Annotated in this window: 2 protein-coding genes; both read right to left on the bottom strand. The window is 44.5% G+C overall.

The genetic code is table 11. From position 1 onward, the window contains the following. Positions 1 to 63 precede the first annotated feature (63 nt). A complete protein-coding gene (locus V7L97_RS12670) occupies positions 64 to 318 on the bottom strand; it encodes a response regulator (protein ID WP_333656553.1) in 255 nt (84 codons plus the stop codon). 227 nt (positions 319 to 545) lie between these two features. Next, positions 546 to 1,379 carry a sigma-54 interaction domain-containing protein gene (locus tag V7L97_RS12665; protein ID WP_333656551.1) on the bottom strand — a complete coding sequence of 278 codons (834 nt, stop codon included), beginning with the start codon at positions 1,377 to 1,379 and terminating at the stop codon, positions 546 to 548. Positions 1,380 to 1,435 lie beyond the last annotated feature (56 nt).

Here is a 1,435-nt window from a genome sequence, read left to right as displayed (position 1 = left end):
TTGATTCTGTGCCGCCATACTTCCTTCAGGAGATTATTTACAGCCCTGCGTATTTCAGAAAGTTCAAAAAGGCTTTGTGTAAAAGGCATCGATACTGCCTGTCTCGGCAGCCTGTTTCATTTCGTCTTCGAGGCGAGTTGTGAGCACCATGATCTTTGTTCCCGGAGATGCCCTTTTTATCTCCTCAATGAGGTTCATCACCTCCTTCATGTTATTCATCGGCATATCGGTTATAACAAGGTCATACCGTCCGCTGATTGCGATATTTTTTGCTTCTTCGATATTGCTGGTTGTGGTAACTGCATAGCCTTCTTTTATGACGGCATAGCTTACAGACTACCTTATAAGCGCCTCATCTTCGACTATCAGGACATGTTTCATCGGAGGTTGTATAAGCAAGTGATATGCCATTGCGTGGGTTATGTTGCGGCAAAAAATAATTGATAAAAATCAGACAGTTATGAATTGGGTATTAATTTTGGGTTTTATTGCAGATTGATCGGTGCTGTTGGAAGCAACAGGAGGTTGGTGTTTTCAACAAAAACTTATAAACCAAACCTCTTTATCTGATACCTCAGGGATTCGTACGTTATACCTAAGAGTTTTGCAGCGGCAGACCTGTTATTGTTTGTTTTTTCCAATGCCTGCCTTATAAGATCCTTTTCAAGGTCATAGAGGGAAATGCCCCCGTCGGGAAGGACAAAGGGCTGTCCGGCAGGATGGGAAAGACCGGATGTGTTTATGGATAACCATGGCGACAGATGTGCGGGTGTAATTGTTTCTGCATGTTCAAGCACAACGAGCCGTTCAATGAGGTTTTTCAACTCCCTTGCATTGCCAGGCCATGGGTATCCAGCAAGCATATCTTCCGCTTCTCTGGAAAAGTCTTTAATATGCCTCCTGTTATACCTTTCAGAGAAATCCTTGAGAAAGTACCTCGCAAGAAGGGGGACATCCTCGCGTCTCTCCTTTAGAGGTGGGATGTACAGATGAAAGGCATTAAGCCTGAAAAATAGATCATTCCTGAAGTTTCCTTCATTTACTGCTTTACCGAGGTCCTTATTAGTTGTAGCCAGTATCACAACATCAACTGGAATCTCATTTTTTCCGCCGATACGCCGTATGGTTCTTTCCTCAAGCACCCGCAGCAGCTTGCTCTGAAGACCCTGCTTCATCTCCCCTATCTCGTCAAGAAGGATAGTGCCGCCGTTTGCAAGCTCAAAAACTCCTTTTTTGTCCATCTTTGCATCTGTAAATACACCCTTTTCATAACCGAACAATTCGCTTTCCACAAGATGGTCGGGCAAAGCAGCGCAATTCACTGCTATAAAGGGCTTGCATATTGGGTGCAGTCGCCGAACATTGATCGGTGAATGCATCTCGCCATCAGTTCCTTACCCGTTCCGCTTTCTCCGGTTATAAGAACGCTTGACAC

Source organism: Dissulfurispira sp., from assembly GCF_036745535.1.
Lineage (GTDB): Bacteria > Nitrospirota > Thermodesulfovibrionia > Thermodesulfovibrionales > Dissulfurispiraceae > Dissulfurispira.
Note: the sequence above shows the minus strand (reverse complement) of the source record. Positions and strands in the feature narration are given on the sequence as shown.

What these genes read in the sequence shown, in the direction of transcription:
- V7L97_RS12665 (WP_333656551.1), bottom strand. Translation starts at nt 1,379, where the DNA reads ATGCATTCACCGATCAATGTTCGGCGACTGCACCCAATATGCAAGCCC.